At 61.6% G+C, this 16,765-nt stretch carries 17 protein-coding genes; 3 read left to right on the plus strand and 14 right to left on the minus strand.

Going from position 1 to position 16,765, the window contains the following annotated elements; translation table 11 throughout:
- The first annotated feature begins 41 nt into the window (after window positions 1–41).
- Together CFE428DRAFT_RS40490 and CFE428DRAFT_RS14140 are read left to right on the plus strand one after the other, a co-directional pair.
- Window positions 42–638 (plus strand): acyltransferase, encoded by a 597-nt coding sequence (locus CFE428DRAFT_RS40490; RefSeq protein ID WP_006980245.1) that lies wholly within the window; start codon window positions 42–44, stop codon window positions 636–638.
- Window positions 635–1,807, plus strand: coding sequence for a glycosyltransferase (locus CFE428DRAFT_RS14140; RefSeq protein ID WP_006980246.1), 1,173 nt, complete (start codon window positions 635–637; stop codon window positions 1,805–1,807). The genes CFE428DRAFT_RS40490 and CFE428DRAFT_RS14140 overlap by 4 nt, the downstream gene beginning before the upstream one ends.
- 12 nt (window positions 1,808–1,819) lie before the next feature.
- Here CFE428DRAFT_RS14140 and CFE428DRAFT_RS41075 read toward each other — a convergent pair whose 3' ends face one another.
- The 6 genes from CFE428DRAFT_RS41075 to CFE428DRAFT_RS14170 form a co-directional block, all read right to left on the minus strand.
- Entirely contained in the window at window positions 1,820–2,215 is a 396-nt protein-coding gene (locus CFE428DRAFT_RS41075) for a PIN domain-containing protein (RefSeq protein WP_042724958.1), read from the minus strand.
- The gene (locus CFE428DRAFT_RS14150) at window positions 2,212–2,424 is read right to left on the minus strand and encodes a hypothetical protein (protein WP_042724959.1); all 213 of its coding nucleotides are present in this window, start codon (window positions 2,422–2,424) and stop codon (window positions 2,212–2,214) included. Before CFE428DRAFT_RS14150 ends, CFE428DRAFT_RS41075 begins: the two co-directional genes overlap by 4 nt.
- A 47-nt stretch (window positions 2,425–2,471) precedes the next feature.
- Window positions 2,472–3,308, minus strand: coding sequence for a 4-(cytidine 5'-diphospho)-2-C-methyl-D-erythritol kinase (gene ispE, locus CFE428DRAFT_RS14155; protein WP_006980247.1), 837 nt, complete (start codon window positions 3,306–3,308; stop codon window positions 2,472–2,474).
- A 28-nt stretch (window positions 3,309–3,336) separates the two neighbouring features.
- Entirely contained in the window at window positions 3,337–3,705 is a 369-nt protein-coding gene (locus CFE428DRAFT_RS14160) for a hypothetical protein (RefSeq protein WP_006980248.1), read from the minus strand.
- A gap of 132 nt (window positions 3,706–3,837) precedes the next feature.
- Window positions 3,838–4,911 (minus strand): class II fructose-bisphosphate aldolase, encoded by a 1,074-nt coding sequence (gene fbaA, locus CFE428DRAFT_RS14165; RefSeq protein WP_006980249.1) that lies wholly within the window; start codon window positions 4,909–4,911, stop codon window positions 3,838–3,840.
- Between the two features lie 88 nt (window positions 4,912–4,999).
- Window positions 5,000–5,365 (minus strand): winged helix-turn-helix transcriptional regulator, encoded by a 366-nt coding sequence (locus CFE428DRAFT_RS14170; RefSeq protein WP_006980250.1) that lies wholly within the window; start codon window positions 5,363–5,365, stop codon window positions 5,000–5,002.
- Between the two features lie 87 nt (window positions 5,366–5,452).
- Here CFE428DRAFT_RS14170 and CFE428DRAFT_RS14175 point away from each other — a divergent pair, with 87 nt between their 5' ends.
- Window positions 5,453–6,076, plus strand: a complete 624-nt coding sequence (locus CFE428DRAFT_RS14175) for a hypothetical protein (protein WP_131989377.1) — start codon at window positions 5,453–5,455, stop codon at window positions 6,074–6,076.
- Between the two features lie 145 nt (window positions 6,077–6,221).
- Here the strand turns inward: CFE428DRAFT_RS14175 and CFE428DRAFT_RS14180 are convergent, their stop codons facing one another.
- The 8 genes from CFE428DRAFT_RS14180 to CFE428DRAFT_RS33630 form a co-directional block, all read right to left on the minus strand.
- Window positions 6,222–7,841, minus strand: coding sequence for a cell division protein FtsZ (locus CFE428DRAFT_RS14180; RefSeq protein ID WP_006980252.1), 1,620 nt, complete (start codon window positions 7,839–7,841; stop codon window positions 6,222–6,224).
- Window positions 7,842–7,870: 29 nt separating this feature from the next.
- Entirely contained in the window at window positions 7,871–9,082 is a 1,212-nt protein-coding gene (gene ftsA / locus CFE428DRAFT_RS14185; RefSeq protein ID WP_006980253.1) for a cell division protein FtsA, read from the minus strand.
- Window positions 9,083–10,183 (minus strand): cell division protein FtsQ/DivIB, encoded by a 1,101-nt coding sequence (locus CFE428DRAFT_RS33625; RefSeq protein WP_006980254.1) that lies wholly within the window; start codon window positions 10,181–10,183, stop codon window positions 9,083–9,085.
- A complete protein-coding gene (locus CFE428DRAFT_RS14195) occupies window positions 10,180–11,106 on the minus strand; it encodes a D-alanine--D-alanine ligase (protein WP_202797425.1) in 927 nt (308 codons plus the stop codon). The genes CFE428DRAFT_RS33625 and CFE428DRAFT_RS14195 overlap by 4 nt, the downstream gene beginning before the upstream one ends.
- 197 nt (window positions 11,107–11,303) lie before the next feature.
- On the minus strand, window positions 11,304–13,604 hold the full coding sequence (gene murC, locus CFE428DRAFT_RS14200) for a UDP-N-acetylmuramate--L-alanine ligase (protein ID WP_006980257.1): 2,301 nt from the start codon (window positions 13,602–13,604) through the stop codon (window positions 11,304–11,306).
- On the minus strand, window positions 13,605–14,690 hold the full coding sequence (murG, locus tag CFE428DRAFT_RS14205) for an undecaprenyldiphospho-muramoylpentapeptide beta-N-acetylglucosaminyltransferase (protein ID WP_006980258.1): 1,086 nt from the start codon (window positions 14,688–14,690) through the stop codon (window positions 13,605–13,607).
- A 123-nt stretch (window positions 14,691–14,813) separates the two neighbouring features.
- A complete protein-coding gene (locus tag CFE428DRAFT_RS14210; RefSeq protein WP_006980259.1) occupies window positions 14,814–15,974 on the minus strand; it encodes an FtsW/RodA/SpoVE family cell cycle protein in 1,161 nt (386 codons plus the stop codon).
- Window positions 15,975–15,981: 7 nt separating this feature from the next.
- Entirely contained in the window at window positions 15,982–16,764 is a 783-nt protein-coding gene (locus CFE428DRAFT_RS33630; RefSeq protein ID WP_006980260.1) for a LysM peptidoglycan-binding domain-containing protein, read from the minus strand.
- Between the last annotated feature and the right edge of the window lies 1 nt (window position 16,765).

Here is a 16,765-nt window from a genome sequence, read left to right on the forward strand (position 1 = left end):
TTAACGATTAAAGATTACGATTAAGAGCCTCCATCTTTCCAATGACCAACGTCCTCCCCGACCGCCGTATCGAACACGACTGGACCAACCGCCAGATCCCACCCAACGTCACGTGGGGCGACGGTTTCTATTGCGAGAGCGCGCAGAGTTTTCTGCACTTCAAGGGCAAGCGCGAGCTGGCGGTGGAGTTTGGCAACCATGTGTCGGTCTATGCGGCTTCGCAGCTCGCCGTCGGACCGCAAGGGCATGTGAAAATCGGCGACTTTACGCTGCTCGTCGGTGCATTGCTCACGTGTGAATCCGAAATCGAGATCGGCTCGCATTGCCTCATTTCCTGGGGCACGGGCATCGCCGATTCCGATTTTCATCCGGTGGCTGCGGCGCAGCGTCGAATCGATGCCGAGGCTCTCGCGCCCTTTTACGAAGGCAAACCGGAGCGTCCGATCGAAGCGGTGAAATCGCGCCCGATCAAGATCGGCAACAACGTCTGGATCGGGATGAACGCCATTGTGCTCAAGGGCGTGACCATCGGCGATAACTCGGTCATCGCGGCCGGTGCCGTGGTGACCAAGGACGTGCCGCCGAATACCGTGGTGGCAGGAAATCCGGCGCGGTTTGCCAAGCGGCTTTCGTCATGAGCCGCAAACGTTTCATCGTCACCGGCTACATGGCGCGCTGCCCGATTGCCGGCGTCATCTGGCAGCACGTACATTACATCGTCGGACTGCAACGGCTCGGTCACGATGTCTATTACATCGAGGATTCCACGGCGCATCCGTATCACCCGATCACGTATGACTATGTGGCGGATTGGAGTTACACCGCGGCGATCATGCCGAAGCTCGCACAGCAATTCGGTTTCGAGGATCGCTGGGGGTACCGCGCACGCTATCTCGACGATCGCCCCACCGCGGGCTTGAGCGGGCAGCGCATCGATGAGCTATACCGCGAGGCGGATGCGATCCTGAACGTCTGCGGCGAGCAGGAGCTCCACGAAGATCTGCTGCAGAATCGCTGCCTCATTTACATCGAGAGCGATCCGGGAAAAGAGCAGTGCCTCATTGACAACGATCCGAGTGCGAAGATTCGCGAGACGCTTTCGCACTATCACGCGGTTTTCACCTTCGGCGAAAACATCGGCACGCAGCGTTTTCCTGTCCCATTGCACGGCATTCCCTGGCAGCCCACGCGGCAGCCGATCGTCACGGATTTTTGGAAAGCAGCGTCGCCGTCCCTGCCGGGCGCAATCTTCACCACGATTGCGAATTGGAACACGAAGGGCAAAGACATCGAGTGGCGCGGAGACAAATATCTGTGGAGCAAGGCGCTGGAGTTTTTGCGTTTCATGGACGCACCGCAGCGGGCGGGAGAGACCTTCGAACTCGCGACCAACCTGCGCGACGAAGCCACGCGCACGCAGCTCAACGAGCGCGGTTGGCGGCTGACGAGTCCGCAGGAGATCAGCATCGATCACAATGCCTATGTGCGCTACATGCAGGATTCGAAGGGGGAATTCACGGTGGCGAAGGATCAATATGTGCGGCTCAATACTGGCTGGTTCAGCGATCGCACCGCGTGCTATCTGGCGTGTGGCCGACCGGTGATTACGCAGGAGACGGATTTTTCCAGTCATTACGGCGAGGGCAAAGGCCTGCTCAGTTTCCGCACGCTCGATGACATCGCTGAAGCCGTGCGCGCGGTGAATGCGGATTACGCCGCGCACTGCCGCGCCGCGTATGAAGTCGCCGCGGAGCATTTCGAGGCGACGAAGGTGGTGGGGGCGATTTTGGAGCGCGCGGGGCTGTAGCGCAGCGCGTTACTAAAAAGGGCGAACAGCAACACCAGTAGCCCACGCCTTGGCAATCAAAGGCGCGTCCAGTGTCGCCAATTGTAATCCGTGTGACCTGGCCAAGGAGACCAAGTAGGCATCCGTTACGTCAGAGTGTGAAGAGACTATCGGTAACTGTATCACGTCGAGATCTACCTCGATGGTTCTCGCTGAGGAGCGACTCTTGATTTCCCGAAGTGCGGGAAGCGTATCGGTGAAAAGGGCGCGGAACCCCGGCCCCATGCTCACACGAATGAAGCCAAGCTCCACCAGTGCGCATGTGTAAAATTCGCTTTGTCCATCGAGCCAAGCAAGTGCACGTGCATGCTCGACATGAGTTTGCCAGCCGCATGCCAGCAGTAGATTTACGTCCAAAAGGAAACTCACGGAAAATCAGCGAGCGCTGCTTTGACCATATCTGACGTCATCGCTGGCGCGCCGGGTGGTGCAACCAGGACTGGCCTTCCGTTTTCCATAACCAAAGTCGCGGTAGCGGATTGGCCGCCGTACAACTTCTTGGTCAAATGACGCAGTAGTAGTTCCTGTTCCTGAGCAGGAAGTGATTCTACGGCGGACTCGATCTCGGCGAGGCTCATAGAGGGAGCATGCACGCCCTGGTGTCTCGCGTCAATGCGGCGACCGGTCACCCACCAATCGTCTCGCAGAGACAGCACCAGAGATTTGTTCCGAATTCCGCCGCGACTTTGGAGGCCAGCGACTCGGCGGCGCCTTTCTCCTGCAGGAGCGCGAAGACAGTGGCGCCGGAACCGGACATGAGCGCACCCGCGACTTCCGGTTGGGTGAGCAGCCACGATTTCAGATCGGCGAGGAAGAGATATTTCTCGAACACCGGCCGCTCGAGGTCGTTGACCAAAGTGCCCCAGGAAAATTCCTGCGCCGCGTAAGGCACGCCGGGCACTTCGCGCGAGTCGAGCCAATGTTTATAAGCCCACGGGGTCGGCACGCCGAAGGGCGGCTTGATGAGAAACAGCGGGAGCTCGTGTGGGAAAGCGACGGGCTCCACGAATTCGCCGCGGCCGCGAATGACGGCTGCGGATTGATAGATGAAGAATGGCACGTCCGAGCCGAGATCGGCGGCCATGGCGGAGAGCGCCTCGCGGGAGAGTTCGGTTTCGAAAAGGCGATTGAGTCCGACGAGCGTGGTCGCGGCATCGCTGCTCCCGCCGCCGAGTCCGGCCCCGTGCGGGATGCGCTTGGTTAGTTGAATGCGCAGCCGCGGCTGGAAACCGCAGGACTGGCAGAAGAGTTTCGCCGCGCGGACGACGAGATTGTCGTCGCCCGTGGGCAGCGTGGTGTCATCGCAAACGAATTCGAGGCCGCCCTCTTCCCGATGCGAGAGATCAATCGTGTCGAAGATCGAGAGCGGACACATGAGGCTCTCGATTTCATGAAAACCATCCTCCCGGCGTCGCAGGACGCGGAGGGAGAGATTGACCTTGGCCGGGGCGTAGAACTCCACAGAGGCGGCGGATATGCTCGCGGAAGAATCAGCGCATGCTCCGCGCTCCCACCGGTCTCTGGCCGACCGGCGGTTCGTAACGGCCGCCGGGGGCGCTAAGGAAACGGGTGACGGTGCCGTCCATATCGATGCGCAGGCCGGTTTCCTTGCGCGAGTTGTCATCGCCCGCCTGAACGGCGTGGGACCACTTGGCGTACCAGTAACCGGCGTGGAAGCTCGTCTGCTCGTAGGTGAGCCCCACGATTTCGACCTTCGCGCCGGTGCCCGATTTCTGCAGATATTCCTGGGCGATTTTCAGCGCCCGATCGATAGGCAGGTTGGGCGTGTCCGCGGCAAAGGCGGAGCCGGTCGACAAGGTGAGCGCAACGACCAAGGGAAGGAGGCGAAGGTTCTTCATGAAGGGTGAGGCTAGCGGGTTACAGGCGAATTGGCGAGCGCTGTAGCCGGGTTCATTGAACCCGGCGGGACACCATCTGAAATCGCCCGCGAAGAAGGCCGGGGTCGATGACCCCGGCTGCTGCCGCAACGCTTAGGCGTTGCGGTTGATGTTGTTGAGATCCTCGAAGGTGGTCAGCAGGCGCTTGTGGGCGGCATCCTCTGCGGCGCCGAGCCAAATACGCGGATCGTAATGTTTCTTGTTCGGCGCATCGGGGCCCTTCGGGTTGCCGATCTGGCCCTGGAGATAGTCGTGGTTCTTGGCTTCGTACTCGCGCACGCCATCCCAGAACGCCCACTGCACGTCGGTGTCGATGTTCATCTTCACCACGCCGTAGCTCACGGCTTCGCGAATTTCTTCGCGAGTGGAACCAGAGCCGCCGTGAAAGACGAAATTCACCGGTTTCGGACCGGTCTTGAGGTGCTTCTCAATGTACTCCTGCGAATCCTTGAGGATCTTCGGCGTGAGTTTCACGTTGCCGGGTTTGTAGACGCCGTGCACGTTGCCGAACGCGGCGGCGACGGTGAAATTCGGGCTGATGGCGCCTAGCTTCTGATAGACTTCGGCCACTTCCTCCGGTTGCGTGTAGAGCTTCGATTCATGGACGCCAGTGTTGTCCACGCCGTCTTCCTCACCGCCGGTGACGCCGAGTTCGATTTCGAGGGTGATGCCGAGTTTGGCCATGCGCGCGAGATACTTCGCGCTGATCTCGATATTCTCGTGCAGCGGCTCCTCGGAGAGGTCGAGCATGTGCGAGCTGAAGAGTGGCTGGCCGTTCCTGGCGACGCTTTCTTCGCTACCCTTGAGCATGCCGTCCATCCAGGGCAACAGCTTCTTCGCGCAGTGGTCGGAATTGAGGATCACGGGCACGCCGTAGGCCTTGGCCGCGGCGTCGACATACTGCGCGCCGGCGATGGCGCCGAGGATCGGGCCGGTCTGGTTTTCCTTGGTGATGCCTTTGCCGATGAAAAATTGCGCGCCGCCGTTGGAGAACTGGATCATCGTGGGCGAGTTGACCTCGCGAGCGGCTGCGAGTGCCGCGTTGACGGTGCCTGTTCCGATACAATTGATCGCCGGGAGGGCGAATTGGTTGGCCTTGGCATAGTCGAGCAGTTCTTTCACTTCGTCGCCATGAAGGACGCCCGCACGGAATCGCTTAGTAGTCATACCAGTGCTAATAGCAAACGGGGGCGCGTGGACAAGGGGCAAGTGCCTGCGACCCTCGACCGGCCTGAAATTACCCATACCGGGAGGATCAGCCCGTGAACTTTTCTCCCCAGTTCAGCATGGCTTTGAGGACTGGACCCAAGGCACGGCCTTTTTCGGTGAGGAGATATTCCGCGCGGGGCGGATGCTCGTCGTAGAGCCTTCGCAGGACGATCCCGTGCTTCTCGAGGGTCTTGAGGCGTGCGGAGAGGGTATTCGGGCTCAGGCCGGGGAATGCTTCCTGGAAGTCTTGAAAACGGCGGGGGCCCAAACGCAGCAAATCGCGCAGGAGCAGGACTGTCCAGCGTTCGCCGATGATGGCGAGCGTCCGGGCGACGGGGCATTTTTGATCATAGCTGGCGGCCATCTTTTCTTCATTCAAGGGGCGATCGTGGGAAGGCGCAAGATTCGGCATTGACTTCATTTTTAGTAGTGACTATTTATTATGAAGTTACTCGATTGCCAAATCCAACTCAAATCAAACCATCGAAAGGAAATTCTCATGAAAACTCTCTACCTGATTCTGGTCTGGTTCGGTGCGGTCGTTGCCCTTTCCGTGACCGGGGCATTTGATACCGGTCCCGGCCGGCCACCGCTGGGGCTCCTGCTGGCGATCACCATCCCCATCATCGTCTATGTCGTCGACCGCTCGTATTTGCATGGAGCGCTGCTTGGCGGCATCCATGAACTGGACGGCGCCACGGCCATTTTCCTGCAAACCCAGCGCGCTTTGGGCGTCGTCTTTCTAGTTGAATATGCGCGCGGACATTTGCCGGCGGGCTTCGCGCTTCCGGCCGGTCTGGGTGACGTGGCCGTCGGTCTGGCCGCGCCGTGGGTGGCCCAAAACCTCGCCGCGAAAAAACCCCACGCCGCGGCCGTTGCCCGGTTCTGGAATTATCTCGGCATCTTCGACCTGGTCCTGGCGCTGACGATGGGCGTCACGCACGGTGGTCCGCCGTTGGGCATTTTCGCCAGTGAAATCTCCAACCAGGCCGTCACGCAATATCCTTTGAGTCTCATCCCCACTTGGGCCGTTCCGCTGGCCTTCATTCTCCACCTGCGCACGTTGCAAAGCCTCGGTCCGGTCGTGAGTAGTCTGTCAAGCCGGCGGATGGCTACTGCCTGAGGGCGCTTCGCGTAGGAATGTGGCTGTCGCCTCGAGCCTCTCGTGCCCAAGCGCCAGCTTGGGCACGCACTTGCCCGCGAAGAACCGCCACACGATGAACGCAAGCGTCCGCGCCTCACCTATTCTAATCTGAGACCAGCCTGACCTATTTCACCTTCACGTTCCGCCGTAGGAAGGTGGGGACGTCGAGGTCTTGGCCGTCGACGATGGTGGGCTCGCTTTTTTCGAAACGGCCGCGGGTGACGGGCTCGAATTGCATTTGCTCCTGCTTGGCCAGGGTGGGCTTGGGCTTGGGTTGTTTCGGGCCGCGCGCGTGCTCGGAAGCGGGGGCCGGTGCGGGCTCCGTGTAAAGCGGGGCGGCCTCGGCGGCGACAGGCGTGGGCATGTGCGGTGCACGGGTGGCGGTGTCGACGTAGACCGGCTCGGGTTCAGACTCCGGTTCACGGACGGGGCGGACTCGCGAGACGCGCCGTGGGACGGGCTCGGGTTCCGGTTCCGGGATGTGCTCGATGATTTCCGGTTCTGGAATGCGCTCGGCAACGACGGGCTCGTGAGTGCGTTCGACCACAACGGGTTCCGGGATGCGCGTAGTGACTGGCGGCTCGACGATGCGTGCGGCGATGGCGGGTTCGACGGGGGCGACCGGCTCGGGTGTCCGCTCGATGACGACCGGTTCGCGAACAGGCGCCAGGCTGACGGGGGCGGCCGGCGCTGGAGCCGGGGTGACGGAAACCGGCGCACTTTCGACCCGCGCGGCGGGGCGCGGTGCGACCGGGACGGCGGCGGCCGGTGCGCCTTGCAACGCGCTGAGGATGGTGACGCTGATCTTTTGGCCGAGCGCAGGATCGACGGCGGCGCCGAAGAGCAGGCGCGTCTGGTCGCTGATGTGGCGGTTGAGTTCCTCCATCAGGATCTGCACTTCGTTGAGGGTGGTCGAAGGGCCACCGGCGACGTTGACGAGAATGTTGCGGGCATCCTCGAGCATGCGGCCCTTGTCCATCAGCGGATTCTTGAGGGCGCGGGTGAGGGCTTCGTGGGCGCGGTTGTCGCCGTCCGCTTCACCGAAACCGAAGACACAATGCGCGCCCGCTTCACCCGAGCCGCGGAGGGCGGTGACGATTTCGTCGAAGCCGATGTGCACGAGTCCGCGCTGGTGCATGAGGCGAATGATGGCGCGGATGCTTTGGCTGACCGTCTGGTCAGCGGTTGCGAATGCCTCGTGGATGCCGGCGAGCGGCGCGACGGCATCGCCCATGCGGTCGTTTTCGAAATGGATGACGACGTCCGAATAACGCTGCAGCGCGGCCAACGCTTCATCCGCTTGCGCGCGGCGGCGCCGACCTTCGAAAGCGAAAGGCAACGTGGCGAAGGCGACGACGAGTGCCTTTTGTTCGCGGGCGAGGGAAGCGACTATACGGGCCGCGCCGGAGCCGGTGCCGCCCCCGAGACCCACACAGAGAAAGACGAGTTGCGCACCTTCGATCGCATTGCGGATTTCCTCTACACCTTCTTCGGCCGCCGCGTAGCCAAGCTCCGGGTCGCCGCCGGCGCCGAGTCCGCGTGTGGTGGTACGGCCGATCTGGACCTTTTGCTCCACCACGGAGGCGGTCAGCGCCTGCGCATCGGTATTGATGGCGATGAGTTCCGCGTTGTGCAGGCCATCGAGCAAAAGACGGTCGAGCACATTGCCGCCGGCGCCTCCCAGACCGACGACTTTGATACGGACGTCATAGGCGGTGGAGGAGTTCCGGTGGACTTGGATCATGGTGGGTTAGCTCGTGGCGTATCGTCTCATTAAAACAGGCCGAAAAAGGAGAACTTTTTGCGCATGCGGCCGAAGAAGCCGGAGGGGCGCTCAGGCTGCATGGCGTCGGCGTATTTGATGATACCGATGGCGGTGGAGAACTGCGGATTTTCGAAAGCGGAGGTGAGGCCGGAGACGGTCTGCGCGTGGGTGAGGTGCACCGGCATGCCGAAGATTTCCTCGGCGAGATGGTTGATACCCTTGATCAAACTGCAGCCGCCGGTGAGCATGAGGCCGGCGCCGAGGAAAGGCAGGTGGCCTTCATCATCGAGGCGCTTTTTGAGCAGCTCGAAGGTCTCGCGGACGCGGCAATGAATGATCGTGTTCAGCATCTCGCGCTCGATCTCCTTCCCGGCGAAACCGGTCTCGTCCTTGAGCACGATCGTCTCGCCGGGGCGCGCATTGCCGAGGATAACGCTGCCTTCCTCGATCTTCAGCCGTTCCGCCTTGGCCATGGGGATGCGCAGGCCGAGCGAGATGTCGTTGGTGATGTGGTCGCCGCCAATGGCCAGCGAGCCGCTCTGCTGCACCGCGCCGTCGGAATAGACGAGATAGTCGGTGGTGCCGCCGCCGAAATCGACGACCAGTGCGCCGAGGCTCTTCTGGTTTTGATCGAGCAAGACCTGCGCGGTGGCGAGGGGATTGAAAACGACGTCGAGCACCTCAGGTCCGACTTCTTTCACGCAACGCACGCTGTTTTTGATGCGCGTGGCCACGCCGTGGATGATGTGAAAATCCGCCTCGAGCTTGCGGCCGAGCATGCCAATGGGGTTGAGCACGCCATCCTGGCCGTCGACGTAGTAGTGCTGAAGCAGCGAGTGCACGAACATGTTCGGCGCTGGGATGCTGACCTCGCGGGCACTGGCCTGGACGTCCTCGAAATCCTCTTCGCAGATTTCATCGCGATCCTCGGGGATGCTCACCGCGCCGCGGTTATTGAAGCCGGCGATGTGAGCGCCGGTGACGCCGAGATACACGCTGCCGATCATGACATCGCTCTTTTCCTCGGCATCGACGAGTGCTTCACGGATGCATTTGCCCGCGGTTTCGAAGTCGACGATTTCGCCTTTGCGCACGCCGCGCGACGGCGCCTGGCCGACGCCGAGAATGCGAATGGTGCCATCGCCGCGGGTTTCGCCGACGACGACGCAGATTTTAGAGGTGCCAATTTCAAGACCGACTACTATGGAATCACGGGCCATCTAGGGGTTCAGACGGAAGGGTTTTTTCAGGGGCTGATTTCCCGTGGAGCCACGGGAAGGGGTGGAAGATTTGGGTGAGGACTTTGGCGACGACCTGGGCGTGGAATCCCCATGGTGCGTTTCGACGGAGGGCTTCGGCGCCGGATGATGCTCGTTCGCCGCATTGGAGTTGGCGCCCGGCTTCGGAGGCATGCCTTCGGCGATGGCCGCGGCGGCGGCAGCGTCGGCCTCGGGATCGTAGAAGGTGACGGGGATGTTGCGCTCGACGATGAGATTGACGGTCTGCAATTCCTTGTGGTCTTCGGTCGCGCGATCGAGGCAGCGATAGAGGCGCTCCAATTGATGATCGAGACGGTCGAGGCCGAAGGTGATCTTCGCATGACGCTGGTCGGTCACGATGAGGCAGTAGCCCTTGGAGATGTCGATGTTGCGCACCTGGAAGCGCGTGCTGTCGGCGTTCAACCGGATCAGTTCGAGCGCGGATTGCATCTCGATGACGTTCACCCGTTTGCCGGGGACGAGATTTCCGGTCTCAAAGCCGGTGATGATCGGCAGGTGATAGTATTCGGGCAAGAGCACGCGGCTGCGCAGCACCACGCCGCGGGCATCGATGAGGAAAGATTTGTCCGAGGCGCTCGGGTCTTCGTCGCCCTTGGCCGCGACCCAGGCGATGGGGCGGCGTTCGCCGATGGTGATGTTGATGCGATTCGGCAGGACGCGCTGCACCACGGCGTTCTCGACCTGCGGCAGGTGCTCGATGGCCTCGCGCGCATGGCCGAGATCGACGGTGAAAATATTCCGGCCCTCGACGATGTTCGCTGCCGTGAGCACTTGATCACGGGTCAACGAGCCGTCGGTGGCGAAATTGATGTCGTGGAGATAGTAGTCCGGATTCTCCCAGACGAACCGGCGGAGCGCTTCCTTGCCGCCAAACCACGAGCCGGCGATGAGGCCGACGAAGAAGACGGTCTTGAAAATGAAACCGCAGATCGCGCGGAATCGGCGCGAACGTTCGGTACTCGCGCGCAGCTTGACGTCAAGCAGGTGCTGCTGCTTGCGCTGGCGCGAACTGGAGATGCGCTTGTTGCTGGGAATTTTCATGGGTGGCGGCGAGCGAGCGAGAGTTCGATGACACGGGCGCAAAGCTCGGCGTAACTGATGCCCGCCGCGGCGGCGGCTTCGGGCAGCAGGCTCACCTGGGTCATGCCGGGGATGGTATTGATCTCGAGCACGTACGGCTCACCGGCGCCGGTGAGCAGGACATCCACGCGGCAATAGGTTTCGAGATGGATAGCGCGCGCGGCGGCGAGGGCGACCTCCTGCACGCGGCGGGTGAGTTCGTCACTGATCATGGCCGGGCAGGTGTGTTCGGCAGCGCCGCCGGCCTTGGGATTCAGGAACGGATACTTGTTGTCGAAGTTGTAGAAGTCCTTCGCGGGCTTGATCTCGATGATCGGCAGCGCCTGGTCGCCGAGGACGCCGACGGTCAATTCGCGGCCATTGATGAAATCTTCAACGAGCAGCTCTTTTCCGTAACTCCACGCCTCGCGCATGGTGTCCGCGACTTTCGCTTCTTCGCGCACGATGAAGACGCCGACGCTGGAGCCTTCCTTGGGCGCCTTGACGACGTAGGGGAGTGGCAGGGTCGGATTGGCGCCGTCGCGCAGGATTTCGAACGCGGCGGTTGGGACGTGATGCTTCTGGAAGCATTGCTTCGTGGCGATCTTGTCGATGGCCAATTCGCTGTTCGCCACGCCTTCGCCGGTGTAGGCGACGCCACGCGATTCGAGGATACGCTGGATCTGGCCGTCCTCACCAAAGGTGCCGTGGATGACATTGAACGCGACGTCGGTGCCAGCGGGCACGATGAAGTCCGAGCCATTGACGTCCACTTCGGTGACGTCCGCGCCAAGCGTCCGCAAGGCATTCGCCACGCCCGCGCCGGAGGCGAGGGAGACTTTGCGTTCGGAGCCAGGACCGCCCATGAGCACGGCGATCTTCTTGTTTTTCAGGTCAATGGACACGGGATGAAATCGATTGGTCATTCAGACGCATACGAGAGTCTGTAGACGGTTCTTGCGGGAAAAGCGGCGCGGAGCTCTTTTGCGTCTTAATCTTGATCGTGATCTTACTCTTAATCTTTCCGACGTACAGAAAATTACGGACGGAATTGATGACTATCGCATGAGAGCGCTTGGTGATCGGAGAACGGGAAAGCGGTTCAGTCATGGATCCCTTTCTCTTCGCCGACGATTTGCACTTCGGTTTCCAGTTGGATGCCGCGCTCGCGGAGCGCGACCTCTTTCACCTTGTCGATCACCGCCAGGACGTCGGCCGCGGTAGCGCCGCCATCGTTGACGATGAAATTGCCGTGCACTTCGGAGACCTTGGCCCCGCCGACGCGCGTGCCCTTGAGGCCGAGTTCGTCGACCAATTTGCCCGCGGGGCATTGCTCGGGATTCTTGAAAATGCAGCCGGCGCTGGATTCGCGGGGTTGGCTGGTGCGGCGTTTGTGCGTGGAGGCTTCGAGCAATTTCTCGATTTCTTCGGCGTTGCCGGGATGCCCGACGAAGGTCGCAGACACCGCGAAATTCTTTTCCAGCGTGCCGCAGTGACGGTAACGCACGTCCATCTCCGCGGGCGTCTTCATGTGGAAATTACCATGCGGATCGACGAAGCGGACGCTGACCACCTGGCGGAAGGTCTCGCCGCCCATCGCGCCGGCATTCATGCGCAGGGCGCCGCCGATGTTGCCCGGGATGCCCTCGAGCCATTCGAAACCGCCGATCTCCGCGTCGCGCGCGGCATAGGCGAGTTCTTTCTGCTTCACCCCGACGCCGGCCTGGATCTTGCCATCCTTGACTTCGATCGTCTTGAACTCACCGCGGGCGAGGTGCACGACCACGCCACGAATGCCGCCGTCGCGCACCAGTAGGTTCGAGCCGCGGCCCATGACGAAGAGCGGGATCTCGTTGAGCGTGCAGAAGCGCACCAGACGGGCGAATGCTTCCTCCGTCTCCGGCTCAGCCCAAAATTGCGCCGGGCCGCCTACGCGCATGGTGGTGTGCTTGGAGAGCGGCTCGTAAAGCTTGATCGTCCCGTGACCCATCACGGTCTGCAACTCGTCGAGTTGCTTGATGTCGCGCGCCAGGATCGAGCCCGCTTCGTGGATGTTGCCCGCGCCGAGGCTGATCACGACGTCGCCCGGTTCGAGGGCGCGTCCGATCTCCAGCGCGATCTTCTTGCGATCTGGTTGGAAGCTCGCGGCTTCGTGCCCTTCGCGGAGCATTTCGTCCACGATGGTCTGGCCGCTCACACCATCGATCGGCAATTCGCTGGCCGGATAGACATCGGCAATGACCGCCACATCCGCATGATGAAAGGCGCGGCCGAACTCCGCCTTGAGCTTGAGCGTGCGGGAGTAACGGTGCGGCTGGAACATGCAGAGCACGCGCTTGCGGCCGGTGTTCTTCGCCGTGGCGAGCGTGGCTTTCACCTCGCTGGGGTGGTGGCCGTAGTCGTCGACCACCATGTAGCGGTCGCTGCGATACTTGATCTCGAAACGGCGGCGCGCGCCACGGAAGGATTCGAGCGCCTCGGCGATTTTGGCAAAGGGCACGCCGAGTTCCGTGGCCAGGGCGATGGCACCGACGGAATTGCTGACGTTATGCCGGCCGGGCACGTTGAGGGTGATCGCGCCGAGCGGCTCGCCGCCGCGCAAGACGCGGAAGTGCGACTGGAAATCCTTCGTGTGGACATCATCGAAGCGGTAAAACGCGGTGTGCGATTCACCGTAGGAAATGGCGCCGGGATGCGTGCTGCAGATGCGCGTGGCATTGGCGTCGTCGGCGGAGAAGATCACCTTGCCGCGAGTCTGCGAGAGCAATTGATTGAAGACGACCTCGATCGCCGCCAGATCGGCGTAGTAGTCGAGATGCTCCTCCTCGATGTTCAGCACGATGGCGTGCTCGGGATGATAGAACGCGAGCGTGCCGTCGCTCTCATCGCCCTCGGCGACGAGGTATTCGCCCGTCGGGTCCCACAGCGCATTCGTGCCGAGGATGGGGATTTCCGCGCCGACATAGTGCGAGGGATGCAGGCCGCCAACCTTGAGGACATGCGCGGCCATGGAAGACGTCGTTGTCTTGCCGTGCATGCCGCAAACCACGATCCCTTTTTTGCAATTGAGGATCGCGGCCAGCGCGTCGGCCCGGCGCACCATGTTGCGCTTGGTGCGGATCGCTTCGTCGTACTCCGGGTTGCCCGGACGAATGGCCGAGGAAAAGATGATGAGATCGGCGTCGCCGATATTCGCGGCGTCCTGGCCGAGATGAAAGCGCAGCCCGAGTTTTTCCAGGCGATCGACCTCCACGGTGCGCGCCTTGTCCGAACCGCCGACCTGATGGCCGAGGGCGAGCAGGAGCCCGGCGATGCCGCTCATGCCCGAGCCGGCCACGCCGATGAGGTGAATTTTCAATTCACCTCCGACGAGGATGTCAGCGAGGATTTGGCCCGTGTCCATTTATGCGCAAGAGTTGAGGATGGTGTCTGCGACCCGTTCGGCAGCTTGCTGCGGCGCCAGGCTGGCGCTGCGCGCAGACATATCGGAAAGCCGCTGCGGATCTTCGAGAAACCAGAGCAGTTTTTGAGCGAGTGTTTCGCCGCTGGTTTCGCGCTCCTTTAATAGCGTTGCCGCCCCCCTTTTTTCAAAGATATTCGCGTTGAAAGTTTGATGATCTTCCGCCGCAAAAGGATAAGGAATGAGAATGCTCGGCAAGGCGAAGTGTGAAAGCTCGGTGAGGCTCGCCGCGCCGCTGCGCGAAATGGCGAAATCGGCGGCGCTGTAGGCTTCCTCCATACGATGGTAAAAGGCCGCGACGAAGGCGGGGATGCCGGCCCTGGCGTAGCTCTCGCGCATTAGCTGCTCGTCCTGTTTGCCGGTGAGGTGAATGACCTGCAACGGATGCTGGGCGAGTGAGGGCAGGGCGTTAACGAGCGATTGATTGATCCCGTGCGCGCCCTGGCTGCCGCCCATGACGAGGAGGGTGGGCTTGCCGGGCGTGAGGCCAAAGGCAGCCAGCGCCTGGGTCTGGTCGAGACGCGTGGCGAGCGAGGTGCGAATGGGCGTGCCGGTGACGGTGCACTTGCCCGGTGGAAAGAATTGCGCGCATTCCTCGAAGCCGAGCAGCACGCGAGTGACGATGCGGCCGTTGAACTTGTTGGACTTGCCGGGAATGGCGTTGGACTCGTGGACGAAGGTGGGGACTTTCGCCGCGCGTCCGGCGAGGAGCGGCGCGGTGGAGGTGAAGCCGCCCATGCCGAGCACGGCCTGCGGCTGGAAGTCGCGATAGAGCGCCTTTACCTGTGCCAGGCCGGCGCGGAATTTCAGGAGGAACTTGACCAGCGCGATGGGATTTTTGCTCTGCAGACCCACGCCGGGCACGCGCTCGATGCGGAAGTCGGTGCGGCCCTGGGTGGCCAGGGAATCGATCTCCTTTTCCGAGATGATGAGCATCACCTGATGCCCACGTTTGATGAGGACCTCACCGACGGCGAGGCCTGGAAAGAGGTGTCCGCCGGTGCCGCCGGCTGCGATGACGAAGTTCATAGTTCAGAAACCGCCAAATGAATCATAGAGAATGATTTTTGGCCCGCGAATCACACGGATTACACGAAAGGAAGCGGTCTGATCCGTGTCATTCGAGTGATTCGCTGGCTCTTTTCAAGATCGTCAGATGCGGACCACGCGGCGGGCATTGCGCGTGCGGGCCCTCAGGGCCACGCTGTTGTTTTTGTCGTCCTGCTCATTGAGACCCTGACGGTAGATGTTGATCAAGATGCCAACACCGAGCAGACAGAAAACGAGGTTCGAGCCACCGTAGCTGATGAAGGGCAGCGGCAGACCCTTGTTCGGCAACAGCGCGGTGGTGACGCCGATATTCACCGCGGCTTGCAGGGCGATGATGACGACCACGCCGAAGCCGAGGAGCATGCCGAAACGATCACGCGCCCGCATGGAGATGATCGCGCCGCAGAGGATGAAAACGATGTAGGTGAAGACGACGGCGAGCGTCACGCGCAGGCCGAGCTCCTCGCCCACCACAGGGAAGATGAAGTCGGTATGAGCGAAGGGCAGATACATCATCTTCTGCCGGCCGTTGCCGAGGCCGAGTCCGTCCACACCGCCGGAGCCGAGGGCGATGAGCCCCTGCACGGTCTGGTAGGCCTCGGTCGGATACTTGTCCGGATACATGAAGGCCATCATGCGGCCCCAGCGTTGCGGCATTTTCAGCGCGACGAAGATCAGCGCCGCGAAGCCCGAAGCGATCGTCGGCACGAGATAAAAGAGCCGCGTGCCGGCGATGAACATGAGCAGGAAGGTCGTCGTTCCGATGAGTGCGGTAGTCCCCATGTCCACTTCCGGAGCGATGAGCGCCATGAGGATGCCGGCGCCGATCAGTGGAGCGACATAGCCGCGCCAGAACTGGCGGGCGTAGGTTTCATCGCGCGCGAACCACCAGGCCACGGCGACGATGGCGGCGAGCTTGGCGAATTCCGATGGCTGGAAGGTTACGCCGATATTGATCCAGCGCCGCGAGCCATTGATGCGATGGCAGATGTGCGGGACGAAACAGAGCGAGAGCAGAAAGATCGAAAGGACGAACCAGATCCACCAGGTCTTTTGCAACAGATGGTAATCGAGCATGGCTGCGATGGCGCAAACGACGATGCCGATACCGAGCCAGACGAGTTGGCGTTTGAGCAGGAACACCGCACTCCCATGGCTCTCCGGCGCGTAGGCCGAGGTGCTCGACAGCATGACGATGCCGAGCACGATCAGGCAGATGACCGTGACGACTAGGAGGTAGACACTGGTGCGTTGGGCGTTCAACGGAGGCTTAGCCCTTGCGCGGCGGCACCTTCAGGGTTTGACCCACCTGGAGTTTCTTGGGATCGGTGATCTTGTTGGCTTTCAGCAATTCCTCAACGGTGAGGCCATGCTTGTGGGCGATGGAGGTGGGCGTGTCGCCCTTCTTCACGGTGTAGAAGCCGGGCGTGTTCGTCGTGGACGGCACGTCCGCTTGCTTCGGCGTGGACTCTTCCTTACGGTTGTCGGCGGTCTTTTCAGTCTTGGCCGGAATGATGAGCGTCTGGCCCTGGTGCAGGACGGAGCCTTCCTTGAGATGGTTTGCCTCCATGATCTGCGCAGGCGTCACGCCGTAGGCGAGGGCTACCTTGGCGAAGTTGTCGCCGGCTTTGACCTGATAGGTGTGGCCCGTCGCGGGCTTGATCGGAGCGACGGCCGGCATCGGCGCGGTCTCCGCCACCGGGTGCGAGATGGAAGCGGTCTGCGACTTCGGCGCCGGGTCGGTGGTGCTGTTGTCCTCACTTTGGACGCTGGCCGTTTGCGACGTGGCCGAGGTCTGCTCGGTCGGCGCAATCATCGGCTCATGGCCGCGGCGCGATGCCTTGATGCTGTTGAATGCATAGATGCCGCCGATGGCGACGACGTGCAGGATCAGCACCACGACGAAGGCGCTGGAAAGATTGGTCGTCGGCTCTTCGTCGTCGTAATCGTCCACCGGGCGGCGTGCCGCGCGGGCGGCGGTCGCTTGCAATTTCTTCTTCGGTCGCGGCGACAGAACAGCGGAGAGTTTGCTGAAGAATTTGGGTGTTTTCATT

Origin of the sequence: Chthoniobacter flavus Ellin428 (assembly GCF_000173075.1) — a bacterium.
Taxonomy (GTDB): Bacteria; Verrucomicrobiota; Verrucomicrobiia; order Chthoniobacterales; family Chthoniobacteraceae; genus Chthoniobacter; species Chthoniobacter flavus.

Excerpts from the sequence above, each read along its gene's own strand:
- CFE428DRAFT_RS14180 (WP_006980252.1), bottom strand. The coding sequence starts at position 7,841 with ATGATCCAAGTCCACCGGAACTCCTCCACCGCCTATGACGTCCGTATC.
- CFE428DRAFT_RS14160 (WP_006980248.1), bottom strand. The coding sequence starts at position 3,705 with ATGAAGAACCTTCGCCTCCTTCCCTTGGTCGTTGCGCTCACCTTGTCG.
- CFE428DRAFT_RS14140 (WP_006980246.1), top strand. The coding sequence starts at position 635 with ATGAGCCGCAAACGTTTCATCGTCACCGGCTACATGGCGCGCTGCCCG.
- CFE428DRAFT_RS33625 (WP_006980254.1), bottom strand. The coding sequence starts at position 10,183 with ATGAAAATTCCCAGCAACAAGCGCATCTCCAGTTCGCGCCAGCGCAAG.
- CFE428DRAFT_RS40490 (WP_006980245.1), top strand. The coding sequence starts at position 42 with ATGACCAACGTCCTCCCCGACCGCCGTATCGAACACGACTGGACCAAC.
- murC (WP_006980257.1), bottom strand. The coding sequence starts at position 13,604 with ATGGACACGGGCCAAATCCTCGCTGACATCCTCGTCGGAGGTGAATTG.
- CFE428DRAFT_RS33630 (WP_006980260.1), bottom strand. The coding sequence starts at position 16,764 with ATGAAAACACCCAAATTCTTCAGCAAACTCTCCGCTGTTCTGTCGCCG.
- murG (WP_006980258.1), bottom strand. The coding sequence starts at position 14,690 with ATGAACTTCGTCATCGCAGCCGGCGGCACCGGCGGACACCTCTTTCCA.
- CFE428DRAFT_RS14175 (WP_131989377.1), top strand. The coding sequence starts at position 5,453 with ATGAAAACTCTCTACCTGATTCTGGTCTGGTTCGGTGCGGTCGTTGCC.
- CFE428DRAFT_RS14150 (WP_042724959.1), bottom strand. The coding sequence starts at position 2,424 with ATGAGCCTCGCCGAGATCGAGTCCGCCGTAGAATCACTTCCTGCTCAG.
- fbaA (WP_006980249.1), bottom strand. The coding sequence starts at position 4,911 with ATGACTACTAAGCGATTCCGTGCGGGCGTCCTTCATGGCGACGAAGTG.
- CFE428DRAFT_RS14170 (WP_006980250.1), bottom strand. The coding sequence starts at position 5,365 with ATGCCGAATCTTGCGCCTTCCCACGATCGCCCCTTGAATGAAGAAAAG.
- ftsA (WP_006980253.1), bottom strand. The coding sequence starts at position 9,082 with ATGGCCCGTGATTCCATAGTAGTCGGTCTTGAAATTGGCACCTCTAAA.